Origin of the sequence: Pseudomonas chlororaphis subsp. aurantiaca (assembly GCF_013466605.1) — a bacterium.
Taxonomy (GTDB): Bacteria; Pseudomonadota; Gammaproteobacteria; order Pseudomonadales; family Pseudomonadaceae; genus Aquipseudomonas; species Aquipseudomonas chlororaphis_I.
This window is the reverse complement of record NZ_CP059162.1, coordinates 5746820-5764926: the sequence shown is the minus strand read 5'-3', so window position 1 is coordinate 5764926 and position 18107 is coordinate 5746820. Positions and strand designations below refer to the sequence as shown.

18 protein-coding genes and 1 tRNA gene are annotated in these 18107 nt (G+C 52.4%); 6 read left to right on the top strand and 13 right to left on the bottom strand.

The annotated features are described in order from the left end of the window. Positions 1 to 137 precede the first annotated feature (137 nt). A complete protein-coding gene (locus H0I86_RS26320) occupies positions 138 to 863 on the top strand; it encodes an autoinducer binding domain-containing protein (RefSeq protein WP_180922728.1) in 726 nt (241 codons plus the stop codon). Positions 864 to 894: 31 nt separating this feature from the next. On the opposite strand, the gene H0I86_RS26315 is transcribed toward H0I86_RS26320, so the two are convergent. Further along, complete coding sequence (locus tag H0I86_RS26315) at positions 895 to 1485, bottom strand: acyl-homoserine-lactone synthase (protein WP_180922727.1); 591 nt, start codon at positions 1483 to 1485, stop codon at positions 895 to 897. Between the two features lie 542 nt (positions 1486 to 2027). Between H0I86_RS26315 and H0I86_RS26310 the strand changes: the two genes are divergently transcribed. From H0I86_RS26310 to H0I86_RS26290, 5 genes are all read left to right on the top strand, one after another. After that, the gene (locus H0I86_RS26310; protein WP_180922726.1) at positions 2028 to 3254 is read left to right on the top strand and encodes a hypothetical protein; all 1227 of its coding nucleotides are present in this window, start codon (positions 2028 to 2030) and stop codon (positions 3252 to 3254) included. 740 nt (positions 3255 to 3994) lie between these two features. Next, positions 3995 to 4414, top strand: a complete 420-nt coding sequence (locus tag H0I86_RS26305; protein ID WP_180922725.1) for a hypothetical protein — start codon at positions 3995 to 3997, stop codon at positions 4412 to 4414. Between the two features lie 20 nt (positions 4415 to 4434). Further along, a complete protein-coding gene (locus H0I86_RS26300; protein ID WP_180922724.1) occupies positions 4435 to 5613 on the top strand; it encodes a hypothetical protein in 1179 nt (392 codons plus the stop codon). Then, positions 5603 to 7369 (top strand): ATP-binding protein, encoded by a 1767-nt coding sequence (locus tag H0I86_RS26295; RefSeq protein ID WP_180922723.1) that lies wholly within the window; start codon positions 5603 to 5605, stop codon positions 7367 to 7369. The genes H0I86_RS26300 and H0I86_RS26295 overlap by 11 nt, the downstream gene beginning before the upstream one ends. A gap of 147 nt (positions 7370 to 7516) precedes the next feature. Continuing rightward, positions 7517 to 8989, top strand: coding sequence for a DNA/RNA helicase domain-containing protein (locus H0I86_RS26290; protein WP_180922722.1), 1473 nt, complete (start codon positions 7517 to 7519; stop codon positions 8987 to 8989). Between the two features lie 42 nt (positions 8990 to 9031). Here H0I86_RS26290 and H0I86_RS26285 read toward each other — a convergent pair whose 3' ends face one another. From H0I86_RS26285 to H0I86_RS26230, 12 genes are all read right to left on the bottom strand, one after another. After that, positions 9032 to 9397: a histone-like nucleoid-structuring protein, MvaT/MvaU family gene (locus H0I86_RS26285; protein ID WP_180922721.1), complete on the bottom strand. Its 366-nt coding sequence runs from the start codon at positions 9395 to 9397 to the stop codon at positions 9032 to 9034. Between the two features lie 64 nt (positions 9398 to 9461). Further along, entirely contained in the window at positions 9462 to 9650 is a 189-nt protein-coding gene (locus H0I86_RS26280; protein ID WP_180922720.1) for a hypothetical protein, read from the bottom strand. Between the two features lie 65 nt (positions 9651 to 9715). Continuing rightward, positions 9716 to 10558, bottom strand: coding sequence for a chromosome segregation protein SMC (locus H0I86_RS26275; protein WP_180925915.1), 843 nt, complete (start codon positions 10556 to 10558; stop codon positions 9716 to 9718). Between the two features lie 229 nt (positions 10559 to 10787). Further along, positions 10788 to 13694, bottom strand: a complete 2907-nt coding sequence (locus H0I86_RS26270) for a DUF927 domain-containing protein (protein ID WP_180922719.1) — start codon at positions 13692 to 13694, stop codon at positions 10788 to 10790. Then, the gene (locus H0I86_RS26265; protein ID WP_180922718.1) at positions 13691 to 13963 is read right to left on the bottom strand and encodes a DUF3077 domain-containing protein; all 273 of its coding nucleotides are present in this window, start codon (positions 13961 to 13963) and stop codon (positions 13691 to 13693) included. The genes H0I86_RS26270 and H0I86_RS26265 overlap by 4 nt, the downstream gene beginning before the upstream one ends. Continuing rightward, positions 13960 to 14250, bottom strand: a complete 291-nt coding sequence (locus H0I86_RS26260; RefSeq protein ID WP_180922717.1) for a hypothetical protein — start codon at positions 14248 to 14250, stop codon at positions 13960 to 13962. Before H0I86_RS26260 ends, H0I86_RS26265 begins: the two co-directional genes overlap by 4 nt. Beyond that, positions 14247 to 14408 (bottom strand): hypothetical protein, encoded by a 162-nt coding sequence (locus H0I86_RS26255; RefSeq protein ID WP_180922716.1) that lies wholly within the window; start codon positions 14406 to 14408, stop codon positions 14247 to 14249. Before H0I86_RS26255 ends, H0I86_RS26260 begins: the two co-directional genes overlap by 4 nt. 376 nt (positions 14409 to 14784) lie before the next feature. Next, positions 14785 to 15090: a hypothetical protein gene (locus H0I86_RS26250; protein WP_010457909.1), complete on the bottom strand. Its 306-nt coding sequence runs from the start codon at positions 15088 to 15090 to the stop codon at positions 14785 to 14787. Then, complete coding sequence (locus H0I86_RS26245; protein WP_180922715.1) at positions 15087 to 15341, bottom strand: helix-turn-helix transcriptional regulator; 255 nt, start codon at positions 15339 to 15341, stop codon at positions 15087 to 15089. Before H0I86_RS26245 ends, H0I86_RS26250 begins: the two co-directional genes overlap by 4 nt. A gap of 85 nt (positions 15342 to 15426) precedes the next feature. After that, positions 15427 to 16365: a hypothetical protein gene (locus tag H0I86_RS26240; RefSeq protein WP_180922714.1), complete on the bottom strand. Its 939-nt coding sequence runs from the start codon at positions 16363 to 16365 to the stop codon at positions 15427 to 15429. Between the two features lie 246 nt (positions 16366 to 16611). After that, positions 16612 to 17853, bottom strand: a complete 1242-nt coding sequence (locus tag H0I86_RS26235; RefSeq protein WP_180922713.1) for a tyrosine-type recombinase/integrase — start codon at positions 17851 to 17853, stop codon at positions 16612 to 16614. Positions 17854 to 18019: 166 nt separating this feature from the next. Then, a tRNA-Met gene (locus H0I86_RS26230) sits at positions 18020 to 18096 on the bottom strand. Positions 18097 to 18107: the final 11 nt, after the last annotated feature.

Here is an 18107-nt window from a genome sequence, read left to right as displayed (position 1 = left end):
CTAAGTAGTTAGTTGGATTAGGCGCAATGAATCTAGTGCTAGCACAAAGCCGTCTATGACGGTGTGATTTTGCTTGTTGACAGAGATTCAGGTTGGTCTAGTCTAACGGCCTGTTTTCAACTTTGGTGGTGCTCAAAATGGAATTAGGGCAGCAGTTGGGATGGGATGTGTACTTTTATAGTATCTTTGCGCGAACCATGGATATGCAGGAGTTTACGGCTGTCGCGTTGAGGGCCTTGCGCGAACTACGGTTCGATTTTTTTGCCTACGGCATGTGCAGCGTGACTCCGTTCATGCGGCCCAGGACTTATATGTACGGCAATTACCCCAAGGACTGGGTGCAGCGATATCAGGCGGCTAACTACGCGGTAATCGATCCCACGGTGAAGCACAGCAAAGTCTCGTCGGCCCCCATTCTGTGGAGCAATGAGTTGTTCCGGGGGTGCGCGGACCTGTGGTCTGAAGCCAAGGATTCACATTTATGCCACGGCCTGGCACAACCCTCGTTCAACGCCCAGGGGAGGGTCGGGGTGTTAAGCCTGGCGCGCAAGAATAACCCCATCAGCCTTCAGGAGTTTGAAGCCTTGAAGCCGGTGACCAGAGCCTTTGCCGCAGCGGCCCACGAGAAAATTTCCGAGCTGGAGAGCGACGTGCGTGTCTTCAATACGGACGTGGAGTTCAGTGGGAGGGAATGTGATGTGCTGCGCTGGACGGCCGACGGCAAGACCTCGGAGGAAATCGGCGTGATCATGGGGGTGTGCACCGATACCGTGAATTACCATCACCGCAACATCCAGCGCAAAATCGGCGCCAGTAACCGCCTGCAGGCAGTGTCTTACGCAGTCGCGATGGGCTATATCTGAGGGGCATTCAAAAAGGACGACTCGGCCTGTATCAAGCGGTCTCTTTCAATAATGTGTCGGACATGAAGGCTGACGGTGCGACTGCGCTGCGGTGGTGCTCGCGGTGGGCCGAGAGTTTGATGGCGAGGATTTTTTCATTCTGGTGCACCGTGACCGGGCCCAGCCGTTCGTAGTGGACGCCGTTGATTTTGTAATAGCGCTCCATGGTGCTGTTGACGATCCCGACGATGGCCTCTGCGCCCGCCAGGGCGGCCGTCTTGAGGCTTCTCCAGAACAACGGCATCGCCAATTGCGGTTCGCGGGTGGTGAAGCGAGTCATTTCCCAGATGGCTGGATGCTTGGGCGGCGACCCGGCACAGGCATGGCTGAACACCCCTTCAAGCAGGTTGGGGAGCGTGGTGGGAATCAGCCGGGCGCAGCCAACGATGGCGCGGTCTTCATTGAACGCCAGGAGGTAGCGGGCGTGTTCGGCGTCGTATTGGTCCCATTCACAACCTGCCTGGCTCGGATGGGCGGGCAGCCGCCATCCGAGTTTCTCGATAAATTGTTCGTGCCGAAAGCGGCCGAGCATGAGTTTCAGCTCATCGCTCATTTCGTTCAGTGTGTGCTCTTCCATGTGCATTGCTGGGTGTTCCTTAGGGGGAGTGCAGTTTTATAGAGGACTTGCACAGGCTTGGCACCTGCAAGATCTGGTAGGGGCCTCGGTGGAATCGAGGTGAAGCCATTCGTTGGGGGGGCTTTGTCGAAGCGAGCGGCGGTGACAGGGGCGTTGATCCGGCCGTCGGTATTGAGGGCGACAGTCTGGCCCAGGCAGTCGCAGAAAATGCTTCATGCGCTCATGGGGCAAGAGGGCGGAGGGAAGACGAAGGCGAAGGTAGAGGGGGATACGAGGAGAGATAGCCAGAAACAAGAAAGCCCGCACTAGGCGGGCTTCTTGAGGTTGTTTAGAGACTTCCGTGGATGTCTGTAAACAGGTACTTGGTGTACACAGTCATTTGAACCTGTTTGTAAAATGGTTGATTTTATTGGGTTTATTGTTCTTGTCATTAGATAGGCATACATATGGGCATACAAGAGCATTGATTCTGGCCCACCACGGCATTGCTTGTTCTATTCATGACATTTAGCTTTGATAGCAATTTGAGAGCAGCTATAGGTGCCGTTATGAGTTACAGGGATGTGCGCGACTACTTGTTCGTGAGTGGGGATGCGACGAATGCCATCACTGGCCAAATCAATTCAGCTTGCGTTGAAATCAGCAAGCTTGCCGAAAAACGAATTTTAGAAACGGAACCCGACGCTCTAGCGAGATACTTCATTGAAAAGTACGACGTCGAGATACCAATTTTGGTTCGTGAGGGGATAGTCGCTACGCATCACGAACGACAGGTAGAGGTTTATTTTCAGTGGGATCGTGAAATGAGATCAGTCCCCGGTGAGGCATACGATTTCGAAGTGCCATTTGAAGGGGAGGCTGACATATTCAAGCTACGCCCCAATTCATTTGATCTCTCACCGCCCCAGGCTGTAGTGCGTCAACAGGTATTGACATTCACCATTGCAGATCGCCAGCTTACCCCTGAGGCAGTCAAAGCCGAACTGGACTCTCGCCTTGCGTCAATTGAAAAATATCTAGAGTCGCATCGCAGACAATGGGCGGGGTTTAGACAGCAACTGTCTACCTCGGTTGTGGCTGAGATTGCCTCGCGGCGTAAAAAGCTCCTTGAGCAAAAAGACAATGCTTCGAAGCTTTCAAGCATGGGTATTCGGCTCAAGGAAAAGCCAGGAGATGCCCGCAGTTACATTCCTCCTGCAGTTAAGCAAAAGGTTACGCCCCAGTTGCCTCCTATGACTCCGGCACGTGCCTTGGATCCGACACTCGACCTCAAGCAGTACGAGACTATCCTTGGCCTGGTCAGGGGAGCGGGCCACAGCATTGAGCAGAGTTCGTCGCGCACGAGAAAGCTGGATGAAGAAGCATTGCGGGATCTCTTTTTGGTTCCTCTCAACGCTCACTTCGGTACGGCTTCAGGCGAGGCTTTCAACTATCAAGGCAAAACTGACGTGCTGATACGTCACGAAGGGGGGAATTTGTTTGTTGCTGAATTCAAAATATGGGGTGGTGACAAACGTTTTTTGGCAACGATAGACCAACTACTGAGCTACCTGACATGGCGGGATACCAAGGCTGCCATAGTAATGTTCAACCGAAATGCGGGCTTTACTGCTGTTGTTGAAAAAATGAGGGTCTTGGTCAAGAAGCACCCACATTATGAAAGCGGGCCAGTGAAGCTTGACGAAACCAGTGATCGGTACGTTTTTTCCCTACCTCAGGATGTGGATAGGAAAGTCACCATCTCACTACTGGCATTCGACCTTGGTACTGATTAAGTGCCTTAGCTGATAGGCCTGATATCGCTGGGGACCCTGAGACATCCGTAAAGGTACGGGGTCGGAAACCCGCGGGGTTTCAGTAGTGGAAGGTGCTCCAGCTTACTGAAATTCAAAGGTTGAAATTGAAAGGATCTTGAAGAAAAGAGGGCATCGTTACCGGGGCGGTAACGGTGACCTCTGATCGATCGTTTCGTAGGGCAAATGCACAGGTAAACAGGCAGTTCACCGGGTTCACCTGTTCACTAAGCAGGGAGTTCTCCCGCTAACAAAATCCCGCGGGTTTCCGACCCCGTGTCCTAATGAACTCCTCAGGGACCCCGGCGTACTTTCGACCATGCACGTGACATTCGCTGGAGGGAATGATGCTTCCGGGGAGTGGGGGTTACGTTTCCCCCTAAAAGCTGTGTTACCCATGTTACTGGTGTAACGGTGCTATCTAACTAGCTGTATTTATTGAATATTTATTGAGTTACACCGTTGTTGTGAGTCAGTAGTGGGGAGTGTTACTAGGCTAACTGGTGTAATGCTTTAGAAGAGTGCATGAGTGCTTTGATGTAGGCCCTTCGGATCATCATCTGCCCAGTAGCATTATCAGCAGCCCGTCTAGTGCGGCCAGCAGGCTAGCAGATCCCTTTCGTGCCAAGTAGCTATCGGCCAAAAAAGCAGACATTCAAAGCGTCTACTAAGCTGGGGTCGATACAGAACGTAGGGCGCATCAGAAAGCGAGGAGGAAAATATTGGATTTTACTGTCGTCACTCATTCTTTTCGTAAAGGGCTTGACGCACAAAAATTACGAGGCCAGCTCTCGACACACCTGCAGACATTCCCACGGGGCTGTTGTGGTGTCGTTTCGGAGCTGCTCGGGGACTATCTCAATACCCAGCTAGGTTTGCGGGTTGAATACGTCTGTGGCGAGCGTGGTGGCGGCTCCCATGCGTGGCTTGAGCTCGACGGTGTAGTTATTGACATTACCAGCGACCAGTTCGATGGCTGCCCCCCAGTATTCATCGCTGTAAAAGATGATTGGTATGCGCCCTGGGAGGAGTCAGCGCGGCACATTGCAATTCATCATCCAAGTGCCTGGACCTACAGCGAGGAGCGCAACATCCTTCGAGCAGTGCTCAGCGAGGCTGGCCTCCCGAATTTAACGGCATAGAAAAAATTGCAGAGGTCATAATGGGACGTTCGGCCGACTACACAATACAAGGATTCCTGTACCAGTTTAATCAGACGCTCGCTGAACTGCTGAAGGCTGCGGATGAGGCGGAAATTACTATCGAAGGTATTGTCGAAGATATTGAGGTAGCAACATTTACGGGTACCAAGGCGATTCAGTGTAAGTATCACGAGACGCAGGATAAGTATACGCCGAGTATTCTGTATGATCCTTTGCTTCAGATGATGAAACACTTTAAGTCTAATCCAGCCGCGAAAATAAAATATCATCTGTTTGCACACTTTCCAAACAATCCAGTGATCGTCATCTCCGCTGTAGAGTTGAAGAGTGCTCTCGGCTCTAGAAACAAAGAATTAAAAACTTTGGTTGCAGAGGTTGCTGGTGTTGATGTTGATGAATTCCTGAAAGTATTTGCAATTACGGTAACACCAAAGTATGACGACTTAGTGGAGGAAAATGCAAAGCTGCTTGAGGGTCTTGGTTTCAATAGGGGGGAAGTGGAAACACTGTTTTATCCAAATGCCATTCAAATCATTGCTGATTTAAGTATCAAACATCAGGAGAAGCTTAGAAAAATCACCAAGAGGAGTTTTTTGGAAGAGTTACGTCGGATTAGATCTACTGCGGTTTCTCAATGGACACTTGCGTTAAAGACGCGACAGAAGGTTTTGGAGACACGACGTAAACAGCTAAAAGAAAACTTGAGTGCAAACGTTCGTCTGCGCTTCTTGGTTATATTTCCTGCGTTCCTAGAACAGTTCGATGAGCAGATTGTCCTCTTTATCAAGTCATTTATTGATAAGTACCATTTTAAGCAGGTACATACACACACACCCCTCTTTGCGCTGGACGTTTCTCAAGATTTATTTGATGAGATCGCGGAACGATTAATCGGGAAGGATGTGGTGCCAAACCTCGGACGACCAGTAAAGGCGTTTTCCGAGATCAGTTTTTTCCGTGAACCGATGGTTCTAAAGGATAAAAAAGAGTTTGTTCTGCGGTTTATTCGTTGGGATGATTACAAAAATCTTCAGCTTAAAATTAAGGCGGATGATTTTTTTGTAATTGGAGATGGAGATATTACAAGTCTAGACCTTCAGGATGTAAATCTTGAAGCCCTAGGTGCCGAAAAATTTGATGAAATCAAATATATGATGGGGATGAGCAATGCCTATTAAAATTGGAGCTGTGCTTTCGTGTGCGCCAGAAGCTGTCATCGTTGCGGTAGATAGTCTTGAAGCGTTCGAGAAAAATAAGGAAGGACTGCAAGTTGGCCGTTTTCTGAAGATTGCACAAGGCAACCATGATTTTACGATTGCCACCATCCGAAACATCAAAGGCACAAACACGATCACTCCAGACGGAAAGCCGACCTGGAGCTTCCAAATTGAGTGCCAAGCGATAGGAACTCTAGTAGAGGACAAAACGTTTGATCGTAGTAGTCTCCTCTTGCCGGTACCAACTGAACATGCATTCATTGCGGAAAACGATACCTTAGACAAGATATTCTCGGCAGATGGCGATCACGATTTCCCTCTTGGCAAACTCTCAATGAATAAAGCCATTGATCTTATGATCAACGGCAATAGATTTTTTAGTAAGCATATTGCCGTTGTGGGCTCCACTGGCTCTGGTAAATCATGCACTGTTGCGAGCGTGCTACAGGGTATCGTTGGAATATCTCAGCGTAAGAATAGTAACAAGGACATGCAAAATAACTCGCATGTGGTGATATTTGATGTCCATGATGAATATACCGCTGCGTTTACTTTGCATGCGGAAGAGTCTTTCACTCTGAGTCGACTAGATATTGATTCCCTCCAGCTTCCATACTGGTTGATGAATTCTGAAGAGCTCGAAAGCATGTTTATCGAGAGTAACGAATCGAACTCTCATAACCAAGTTAGTCAGTTCAAGCATGCTGTTGTTTTGAACAAAGAAATGCATAATCCAGATGTTCCAGAAGTGACGTACGACACTCCTGTTTATTTCTCGATTAGGGAGGTTTACAACTTCATTGAAAACCTGAATCGAGAGGTCATTGGTCGGCTGCCTGGAGAAGACAAGCCTAAGCTAGCCAGTGGAGACTTGGTGCCTGACCGGAAAATTTATTTCGAAAAAATCCACGATTTTGTTGCCAACTCGGCTGCGGCAGCGACCAAGGCGACCAATGGGCCATTCAATGGAGAGTTCAATAGGTTCGTTTCGCGGCTGGAGGCGAAATTGACTGATAAACGTCTCCGGTTTCTCTTGAATTCTAAGAAAACGGATGGGCAGGCGCATGTTACTGATGACTTTGAAGCGCTGATGAAGCAATTCATTGGCTACCTCCATAAGGCGAACGTTACCATTGTAGACTTGAGCGGAGTTCCGTTCGAAGTTCTTAGCGTCACGGTTAGTCTGATCTCTCGCCTTATATTTGACTTTTGCTTTCATTATTCAAAATTGCAGCATGCTGAAGACAAACTCAATGACATCCCCGTGATGCTCGTATGCGAAGAGGCTCACAACTATGTACCGAGGGACGGTCATGCAGCCTATCGAGCATCCCGAAAATCTATCGAACGCATTGCAAAGGAGGGACGGAAATACGGCTTGAGTCTGATGGTGGTTAGCCAACGACCCTCGGAAGTATCGGAAACAATATTCGCCCAGTGCAACAACTTCATTTCCTTGCGCCTGACGAACGACGCAGATCAGACCTATGTGCGACGGCTATTCCCCGATAACGCCAATGCGATCACAGAGATCCTTCCTAACCTAGCTCCTGGCGAGTGCGTTGTGGTCGGTGACGCCGTGTTGCTGCCAGCTGTGATTAAGATGCCGCTACCGGTTCCAGAACCACATTCACAAAGCGTCAAGGTTCATAGTGAATGGAAAACGCCATGGCGCGATGTTGTCTTTGCTCAGGTCATTGAGCGTTGGAGAAAATAAGTAGTTGAGTTGTTCTTGATTTAATTGCTTCTATGATAGGAGTGTTTTAGGAAAGTTTAATGGTATCCCGATCCTGACCTTGAATGGCCATGGTCGTCAGGTTAAGAAAGTGAAATTAAATTTTTAATTGGATTTTCGGGGTATGATGTGAAACACATAAACATCCTGTCTTTAGTTCAAGCTAATACTTCACTGGCGTCTCCTGTGTTTAATCAGTTTTTAGCTCATTATGATATAAAAATAAAGCCGGCAGAAATCGAAGATCTTAAAGGGCTAGTTGGCGGGCTGTATGATTTATCAGGTGATGCTAATGTTTTTTCTGCGTTTTACGTTGGTTATCAAATCCCCCAAATAGGTAAGGAGTTCGACTTATTAAGGTTTGGGAGGGATAAAATTATTAATGTTGAACTTAAAAAAACCTGCCCAGAAGAAAAAATAAAAGATCAGTTGGTGCGAAATAGATATTATTTATCCTGTGTTGGTAGATATGTATATTGTTTTACCTATGTTTCGGATGTGATGGTACTGTATTATCTACGGGAGGACAGCTGCCTAGTAAAGGTCGATTTTGGTTTTTTGAGAGATCTGCTTGTTTCTCAGGAGATAAACCACGAGGAAGTTATTGATGATCTTTTTGATCCATCTGATTACTTGGTTTCACCTTTCAACTCTACTCAGAAGTTCTTGCGTGATGAGTATTTTTTAACTCATCAGCAGGAGGAGATTAGGAGCCGAATTATACGGTATTTAACTCTTCCGAAAATGGTGAGATTTATTTCTGTGATAGGCAGTGCTGGTACTGGAAAAACTCTGCTTGTATATGATATTTCGAAACAGCTTTCGAAAATTAAGAGAACTAATCTTATTATCCATTGTGGGCAGTTAAACGATGGGCAGATTGCGTTAAGGGGAATGGGGTGGAATATTATTCCCATAAAAAGCTACTTGTCTTATGATTTGGCGAAATATGATTTTGTTATCGTTGATGAGGCTCAGCGTGTTCGCCCTCATCAGTTAAAGGATATTGTAGATAAGGTTCAGGCGTCGAACGGAAGCTGTATTTTCTCTTATGACAAGCTTCAGACTTTAGCTAGTTGGGAAGAGAGAAGCGATATAGATGCGTCAATAAGTGGTATAAGAAATCTGGTAGTATACAAGTTGTCCGAAAAAATTCGCACAAACAAAGAAATTGCAAATTTCATAAGGGTTCTTTTTAATAGTGGGAGAAATATCCAGTTGTCAAGTACGAGCAATATCGAGCTTAGCTATTTTAATAATTTAGAGGATGCAAAATACTATCTTGATACATTGAATGAGAGTAAGTGGGAAGTGCTGCGCTTTACTCCTTCTCAATACGGAAATGAACATCACGAAAAGTATTGTGCCGTCGCCAAAAAAACATCGCATCGGGTTATCGGGCAAGAGTTTGACGGTGTCGCGATACCGATCGATCAGTATTTTTCGTATGGTGCAGATGGCGGATTATATTATAAGGGGGCGGCCTATTATAATATGACCAAAATGCTTTTCCAGAACATTACCCGCGCTAGGAAAAGGTTGAATGTTGTGATTATAGGCAATGAAGAAGTATTAGGCAGGTGCATGTCTGTCCTACGATAATCCATCAGAAAGGGCCTTTTGGCCCTTGCTGATGGATCGTGGTTACATTTTCAACCAGCTTTCCACCTCGGTGGAGCCGTGCTTGGTTTTCCACTCTTTCAGCGTCTTGTGATTGCCGCCTTTGGTTTCAACCACTTCACCGGTGTGTGGGTTTTTGTAAGTCTTCAGCTGGCGAGGCTTGCGAGTGCTGGTCGTTTGAGCAGGCGCTTGGCGGCGCGAGCTGCTCTGTGGGTCAAGCAGATTGATGATGTGCTTGAGGTTGAAGCCGTATTTATCGAGCAGTTCGCGCAGCTTGGTTTCAAACTCGATTTCTTTTTTCAACGTGCCGTCACTTTTCAGTGCCTCCAAAGCCTGGAGTTGTTCGGCGAGGTCTTTTTCAAGCTGACGGTATTCGGCAAGTTTGGACATTTGCATTCCCTGTTTAGTGTTTTGACGATATCTATTTGAATTGTATTACAGCATGGAGTTCAGCTTATTTTCGACCCTGCAACTGGTCTTCGATGAAGCTCATTTCGCTCTTGATCAAGTTGACCGTTAGTGTCTGAACATTCGAGACTTTGCCCGTTTTGATGTCCACGATTTTCATCAGCTCGGTCAAATGCTTCTTGCGCGCCTTCAAGGAGTCGCTCCAGCTCGTGCTGCTTCGGATTTGCGTGATCATGATCTATATCCTAACGATGCTCTAAACAGCCTACGTGCGTAGGCTGTTTCAGGTGGCTCAGCGGGTTACAGCGAGAGGATGTCTTCTACAGTGAACTTGAGTGCGCGCTCCGACAGCTCACTGCTGCTCCATTTGGCGAAGCTTCCACCTGCTTCAGGAAGCACCAGCCTCCTGAGGCTGGGTTGATCACCCCCCAGCATGCCTTGGACAGCCCACAGCTTTGCGCCGAAATCCAATAGCGCCTGCGCTTTTTCGTTCCACTGTTCTTCCAATACCGTCCGTGCCAGCAACATGGCTGTTCTCTGGATGGCAAGGTGTTCCCTTTGCGCCTCGGCAATGTGTCGGTCGACAATTGCCAGCTCCTGTTCCAACGCGGCGATGATCAGGTGTTGGCGACGATTGTGTTCGATGGCCGTCGCAAGGTTTTTCGCGGCCTTCTGCGCGTCGGCATTGGCGTTCTTTTCGCCCTCGGTATCGCCCCAGGCCACGGCCTGCGCATAGGCAGTGGCGGCATCGGTTTCGGCTTGCCGGGCTTTGGCCATGTCTTCTACCGCTTGCTGCTGGATCTGTTCCAAGCGGGTGCTGAGGCTGTCGCGTTTTTCGTTGAGCTCTTGCTCGTCGGCTTTCCAGTTCGCCATCGAGTCGGTGTAACCCGCCATCAAGGTTTTGTGATTGAGCAGTTGCTCGCGTCGAGTGATCTGAGCGTCGATGAGCCAAGCATGGTGTTTACTGGAATCGTACGGAAGTTTCAGCCTGCTGTGCTCGGTGCGGATTTCGATCAACCGGTCCGCCTCCATGACCTCGTCGCCTTCCAATAGCGCTTCCAACGGCGCCATCTTGGCGTAGTGCTCTTCAGCCTCGCTCAGGTATTTATCGCGGCGGACGGTCAGCTGGTCGATCTCGTCGATCAACCGTTGCTTCTTTTCGCATAGATCGCTCGCGGTAATGCTTTCCGAAATCGGCTGTGCAAGCCCGGTGGTCTCCCGGCTGTCCAGTTCGCTGACCAGCAGTTCGTGTTGTTCGGTAGAAGCTTGGAATTCGTTCATCTGTCTTGTTCCTTCAAATTGGGTTTGGGTTGAATGAGCGGCTGGCGAGGCCGGGAATAAGCCGGCGCTACCTCAATCAGCAGAGATACCCTCAGGCAGCCCGAGCCTCGCTCTCATCCGTTCCCGGAATCGTCTTCACGATGTAGCAGCGCTGGGGCCCCAGGCCGGGCAACCTGACCAGACTCGACGCCTTGCCGTCGCTACTGGGTTCCAGCACACCGCGCTGCAACAACTCCTTGTTCACGGCGGTGAGGTTCATGCCTCGGAAGATTTCCGAGCGCCATGCCTCGGTCAGCACGTAATAGGTGTTGGTGGTGTGCATGGTGTCGCCCATGCCGTGCTCCAGCGTCTTGCGAAAGCCAAGTCGGTCAATGGTGCGCGGGCCGTGTTCGTCGATCTTGGCCGCCGCCGATTCCCAACGGGTGAAGCGGCTTTCGCCGAAGCGCTCGATGACCTGGCGCAGCCGCGCCAAGATCGCGTCGCCCTCGAAGTTACCGGCGCCGCCACGCTCGTTCAGCCATGCGCTTAAGCACACGCGAGCGGCGGTGGTGGCCGTGCCGTCCGGCCAACCGGTGATGCCCATCGCGGTGGCCAGTTCGCCCGCGGCAGCCGCGAGGCCGAAGCGAGCAGCTGCGCGGTGCGCTTGACCGCTGGCAGATGCTGGGAGCGATTGAGCGATGAAGCCTTCTAGCGTACGGCGCAGGATCGCGACCCAGCCGTGGCGCTTGCCGGGTTCGCAGAGTGCCGTCAGAAAGGCGGTGAGCGGGGTGCCGTAGTAATTTCCTACTCGTGCCTTGAGCGCGTCTGACAGTGCTGCTGCATCTTCGAATCCGTTCAGCGTGTCGAACATGCCGAGGCCTTTGCTGGCATCGGCCGGAACGGCAAGCATGCGCACCTCCATGCCGGCTTTCAGCTCCTTGTTGGCTTCGGCCATGTGCTGGGCCAAGGTCTTCTCGCCGGTGGAGAGGAACAGCAAGCGCCACTCTTGCACCTGTCGGCCCGCTTGGCCTCGATCATTGGCGCGGGCCTTGCCGGTGCCGTTGCCGAGCATATACACCGTCTCGCCGATGATTCGGGCGTCACACATGCCGATCTCATCGAGCACTAAAAGACCGTCGGAATGCGCGGCGGCAATGGACTCCAGTGCGTTGTCGGTCGAGCGCCACGATCGCACCAGACGCGGTCCGCCGTAGATTGAGGCGGCGACTTGCAGGTGAGTGGTCTTGCCGCCAGAGCTGTCGCCGTACAGGTGAAAACCGCCCGACTCATGGCCGAGCATGTGCAGCAGTGGACCGGCAAAGGCCACACCGACGACAAACGCCAAGCGGTGGTTACCGATGCACAGCGCGCCGATCTGCTGCTGCCATTGTTCCAAAGTGCCCGCTTCGCTGATCGGAGGAAGCTGGGCGCCGGCCTCGTAGAAGTGCAGCTGTTCCGAGTGCACGCCGACCTGCTGCTCGGGCAGCAGAAAGGCGCTGTCATGCCAACCCAAACGGGTGACCAGACGCGCACGTTGTGCACTGTCGAAGCTGCCCAGGTAACTCTGCAGGTCGTTGCGTGCGTTGCGTCCCGAACGGCTACCGGCGAGGCGTAGTCCCATGTCCACCAAAGGTCCAAGCACGTCCTTGCCGAAGTCGCCGGTCATGGTGCGCGCCGGGATGTTCCAGCGTTTCTTGGTGCCGTCGGGGTCGTCGAACTCGACCAGCAAGCCCCAGTTGTGGCCCTTCTCGTCACGGGTACGCGCAAGGATCGCCAGCGGCGAACACACCGGGCGTGCTTCGCCGTCATCGCCGGCATAAAACACGCCTTCGGACGTCAGGCGAAAGCCACCTGGCATTAGGTCATTTTTCGGTTTTGCCGGTCGCTTGGCTGCTGCTTTGGGCTTCGGTTCCGGCTCGGGTTCCACCTGGGCAACCACCGCCTTTTCTTCGATCACACCGAACAGATCACCGTTGCTTTCCAGCGCGTCGAAGTGGGCGGCGGTCCAGCCTTTGCCGATGGCATCGGCCGCATCGTCGCCATCGTCCCATTGACCACCTTTGGCAAAGGTCGGTTTGCCATTCTTGAGCGTGGGCTTGCGTTTGAAGACGTCCAGGGCGAGTACGTGCACTGAGGCGGCGCCGATTTCACACAGCTTTTCCGCGACGGCCTCCATGCAGCTCTGACCGCTGGAGTCGTTGTCCGGCCACAACAAGACAGACCGCCCTTTGAGCGGCGTCAGGTCTGCCTTATGCCAAGAGTTGGATCCGTTCGGCCAGCAGGTCGCCACGTAGCTTGGCATCAGCTCGGCAGCGGCATCGGCGGCTTTCTCGCCCTCGCACAGTACGACAGGTGCATCGAGCCGTTGCGATAGTTCGTCCAGGCACAGAAGGGGGCGCGGATCGGGCAGACCTTGCCAACGCCATTGAGTAGTTTGGCTGTCGGCGCGTTGGCACCAGGTCAGCGGGGCAAAGACTTTCCTTGGCTTGCCGTCTTCGTCCGGCCCAAGGTCGAAGCGATAAAGCGCCATGAGCGGCTGGCCTTGGGCATCGCGATAGATCCACACCTTGGAGGGCGCGCCATGTTGCCGGTGCTTGGCCGGGCACTTGTTCATGACCTCGACTGGGATCGGTTGGATGGCGATCCATTCCGGTGCTTTGCTTTTGCTCGGTGCAGGCTTCGATTGCGCGGCGCCTGCCGATACGTGCAGCATATCCGCCAGCTTGTTGCAGGCTTCGACGTCTGTGCCGCCGTCGAGGTAACGCACCAGATCGATTAGGTCGCCACCCTTGTCACCGGTAGCAAAATCCGCCCAGGTGCCTTTGCTCAAGTTGACCTTGAGCGACCCGGCACGTTTGTCCGTGCGGGTCGGATTGGGGGCGGTGTATTCCTTGCCTCCATCGACCCGCTTGCCGTTGGGCAGCCAGTGCGACAAGACACGATCAATGTCTTTCAGCGCGGCGGCTTTCACGTCGGCGAAGCTCGGACGTTTCGCGGTGCTGTTTGGGCGTTGGCTCATGTATCAGCCCTCGGCAGAAACAACGCGTCGTTGATGTCGTCGACCAGTGCTTTGGCCATCTCGCCCAGGTGCAGGGCGGCCCAACTGAAGCGCTCGCCGTTGTCGCTCATGGCGGCGTCGAGATTGAGTTGGTTTGCGTGATGCTGAAGCAATGACACCATCTCCAACGCGTCCTCGACCGGCACACCGGCGTTCACCCGGAACAACTTCAGGTCGGTAGCGTTGACGCGGGAAAAGGTGGCGTGGCCCAGCGTGGTGGAAGCGTTCATAGCGCACCGCCTTTCTGATCCATCGGAACAGACGTGGTGTCACCGTGCAGGGTTAGGGTTTTGATCAATCCCAGGGTGCCCCGAACATCCCAAATAACCGCAGCTAGGACGTGATTGGCTAGGCGTGGTCTGTCGCTTTCGCTTTCGAAATGGTCCTCAAGCAACATCAGTACGGACTCTGCGCGGTTGATAGCACAGGTGATTGCATCAACAGGGACACCCTTCTCGATGTCTTTGCTGACGCAGAGCAGGTCTTCGGGCAAGGCGAAGCTGAGGGAGGAGTTCATTGGGCACCGCCTGCGGCTTCGAGAGCGCGAGCTTTGACCATATGGGCGTTGTAACGGGCAAGGCGAGTAGCGAGGCTGGAGTTGGCGTGTAAAGCGGCGAGAGCCATTGCGCGGTGTGCAGCGGCGCGAATTTTGGACGGATTGAGGGCGTGTTTCATCTGGCGTAACTCCTGTATGTGAGGAGCTGCCACGGTTCGCCGCTAAACGAATTTGGGTGGCAGCTGTGCGCGGGTTAGCGGACCGGGCATACAGGACCCCGGCAGACCCGAAGGTCTCCCACGCACAGCCACCATAAAACGGGAATGCGGGCACAAAAAAAGCGCCTGCAATCGGTATGGGGGCGCCTGTGCGCCTGTATGTACTCGGGCCGCTAAACCCGGTCGCTGATTTTGCAGCGACGGCCAGAGAGTAACGTCCGTTTTTCGAAAGTGCAACTATGGGGATGACTTGCGGATTTTTCGGGTGTGGCATAAATTGTTCGGGCATGTAGATTTACCTCAACGCCTCCGGATCGCCCCCGGAGGCGTTTTCGTTTCAGGCATGAAAGTCGAAGCGCAGGGAAAGCAGGGGCAGGAAGCCGCCTTGGAGCATCGAGCGGGCATCCTCATAGGCTTCCGCTTGCTGGCCCTCGTCGACAATCACCGCCCCGGTCTTCTCGCAGTGCAGGGAAAGCGCGCACCAGGTGCCATCAGCCCAACTGAGTACGCTGACCACACGACCTTGTTTGTCCTGCTGGCTGCGGTAGCGCTCCAGGCGTTGCATGAGGCGGGGCGAAAAGCCGATCTGGCGAAGAATGGAAAACGGGTGCATCAGGGCTTTGTTGGCGATCTTGCGGCTCATGCGGCCACCTGATCACGGGCAGCGATGCGTGCTCGTGTCCATGCTTGAACTTCTGCCAAAACCCATGCAACCGGAGCGCTTCGGGCGTTGCTGTTGCTGAGCTTCACCGGCATTGGGAATCCACTGTCCGGTTGGCGCATGAGCTTGTAGATGGTTGGGCGTGCGAGCCCTACGATTGAAATGACCTCAGGCATTCGGATGAGGGTCGATGCTGGGTCATGAGAAGCGATGGTTTTTAATGCAATATTCATAGCGAGCCTAACCTGAGTGAAAAGAGACAACAGGCCATACGCTACGTAGGGGAGGGGGAACGGACAGTGTCCGCTCCCTTTTTTTTCACTTGAGGGGTCTAAGACCCAGAATGTTCAGATGGTCTCTGATGGTTTTTTTAGTTCCATGAACGTTCTGGTCGAAAAGCAGATTGGTTAGCTCTGCATCGCTCAGACTGCGCTTTTCAATCAAGCGGCCATTGATGATTTTTTCGGCCGCTGTCTTGATATTCGCGCGCCTATGCATCGTGTCCGATTGTATTTTTGATTCAGGATCTCGGTTTCCCTTACCGGCTTCATGACCACGCTTTGATGCCTTTGCCGAGAAAGCCTCGTCGAGCATTTGGTGTATCAGACTGGATGTGTTGAAGCCAGTTTTGGATACGTCGATGTTCTCCGCTTGCCTATACAGTACTGCCATCGATAGGGTCTGTTTGGCTTCACCCAGCAATTCAGCGAATCGCTCTCGCGCTTTGATTTCGGTTCCACTGCGGCGGAATCGTTCTTTTTCGACCAGGGCTAGATACTGGCGGGGCGACTCATTTCTCAACTGCTCTAGCAGTTCTGCATCGATGTCGTAGGTCGCAAGTTCAAGTTCGAACAACCAGTTTCCGAGTACCTCTACAGCTTCGGTGCCAAGTACGAGAGCAAAGGTCGCTGCCAGTTGCGAGTCTGTAGCTTGATGATTGAAGCCAGGGAGATGTCGAATGACATTTGGTAATGAGGCTGCTCCCGCGATGCTGGCATGGTCATTGATGACGTCACGTAGTTCAAAGACCGTTGTTGTGACTGGCTCAGCACGCAGTGCGTAGGAGCCATCCTCAAGCCAGAATGAAGTAGCGTCGTCGATAAGGTCGAATGCTTGTCGGAAGTGCTCGCTGAACTGGCGATAGAGGGCCAATTCGCGAGCGGCACGTTCGACGTCGTCCATGTCCTGGATTAAGCACTTTACGTCGATCCCTGCGATTTCCAGCTTCTCTATTCCAGTGCTCGGTTCAATGGGCATGTTGGGCACCCCGTCGCCCCGGAGCTGGAGGGCAGTCGCAGCGATGCACATATGAAGACGTCACCGCCCGCAGGGCTGAAGGAGGCGGATTTTCGTTACACGACTTGGTGTCGTTACACTCGGTGTATCGTTGAGGTGGTCGCGGTGTAACTCGAAAAAAACACAATAAATTCAATTGGTTGGTGTTTTCCGTTACACGTGTCACACGCGTTACACCGGTTTTAGAGGTGGGCTGGGTATGTGTACTCATACTGCCTTTCCGAATTGGCCTTGCACGACATTGCCTGCTTCCAAGGCATCAAGGTGATCTGCATACCACTGCATCATCTTTACACGCTGCTCAAGGTACTGGGCTTTGTTGTAGATCCCCCGGACTCCCTGTGCCTTATGACTGAGTTGGGCCTCGATATGGTCAGCGGGGTAACCATGCTCATTGAGGATGGTGCTGGCGATGTGGCGGAAGCCATGACCGGTCTGGCGGCCTTCGTAACCAAGGCGCCTGAGTGCCATGAGAAATACAGTGTCGCTTCGGGGTTTGGTGCGGTCGCTTCTGCCTGGAAATAGGAGAGAGTACGCCCCGGTAAGTTGCCGAAGCTCCAATAGGGCATCTATGGCTTGAGTGCATAGCGGCACCAGATGTTCGCGGCCTTTTTTACGTCCCTTGCGTTCGACAGGCACTGTCCACAGTTTCTTGTCGAAGTCGAACTCCACCCAATGAGCTTCGCGAAGTTCGCTGGGACGGATTGCCATCAGTGTCAACAGCCGCAGGCCAAGCTGAACATCTTTGGCATGCGGATAGGAACGTATCGCTCTGAGTAACTGAGGAAGCTCGTCAGGAGAGACATGAGCGTAGTTCTCTGCCTTTCCCGAAGACAGAAACTTATGCACGCCCTCCAAGGGATTGTTGACGGCTCTGCCAGTTACACGAGCCAGGTCATAGATATCTTTGCAGTAAGCCCTCACGCGACTCATCTGTTCCAGAATCCCCTGGCGCTCAAGTCCTCTCAATAGCTCCATCCATTCCATAGACATGATTGAGGTGTAGGGGCGTTTACCTAGCGAGGGGAACACGTGGCGTTCGAGTGCGCCGAGTATCCTTTTGGCAGTCCCAGCATCCCAGCCGCTGAGGCGAGACGTATGCCATTCCCTGGCTAGTGATTCGAAGGTGTCATTGGCTGCGTCAATGTCAGCCGCCTGACGAGCCTTCTTGGAGATGATTGGGTTCTTGCCCTCTGAGGCGTCAGCTCGCAGCTCTGCCGCTTTCTGTCGAGCGAAGGCGCCGCTTACTTCTGGATAGCCGCCGAGACCTAGCCAAGACCATTTGCCGTCCGGTTTCTTGTAGCGTAATTCCCAAGATTTTTGGCCATTTGGTTTGACTCTGAAATACAGCCCAGGACTGTCTAGTTCGCGGTATGCCCCGGCCTCAGGCTCCAGGCTGGAAAGTGTTGTATCAGCGAGAGGACGTCGCTTGATATCGGCGCGCTTCATCCGTGTATGCCTCCAGTTCAATTAGTTCTGAAGCATACACGTGGGCATACACGGTGGGGAAGGATAGGTGTAGATAGAGGTGGACAGCCAGAAACAAGAAAGCCCGCACGAGGCGGGCTTCTTGAGGTGATTCATAGACTGCTGTAGACATCTATGGATCGGTACTTGGTGGCTACACAGGGACTTGAACCCCGGACCCCAGCATTATGAATGCTATGCTCTAACCAACTGAGCTATGTAGCCAAGTGGCGCGC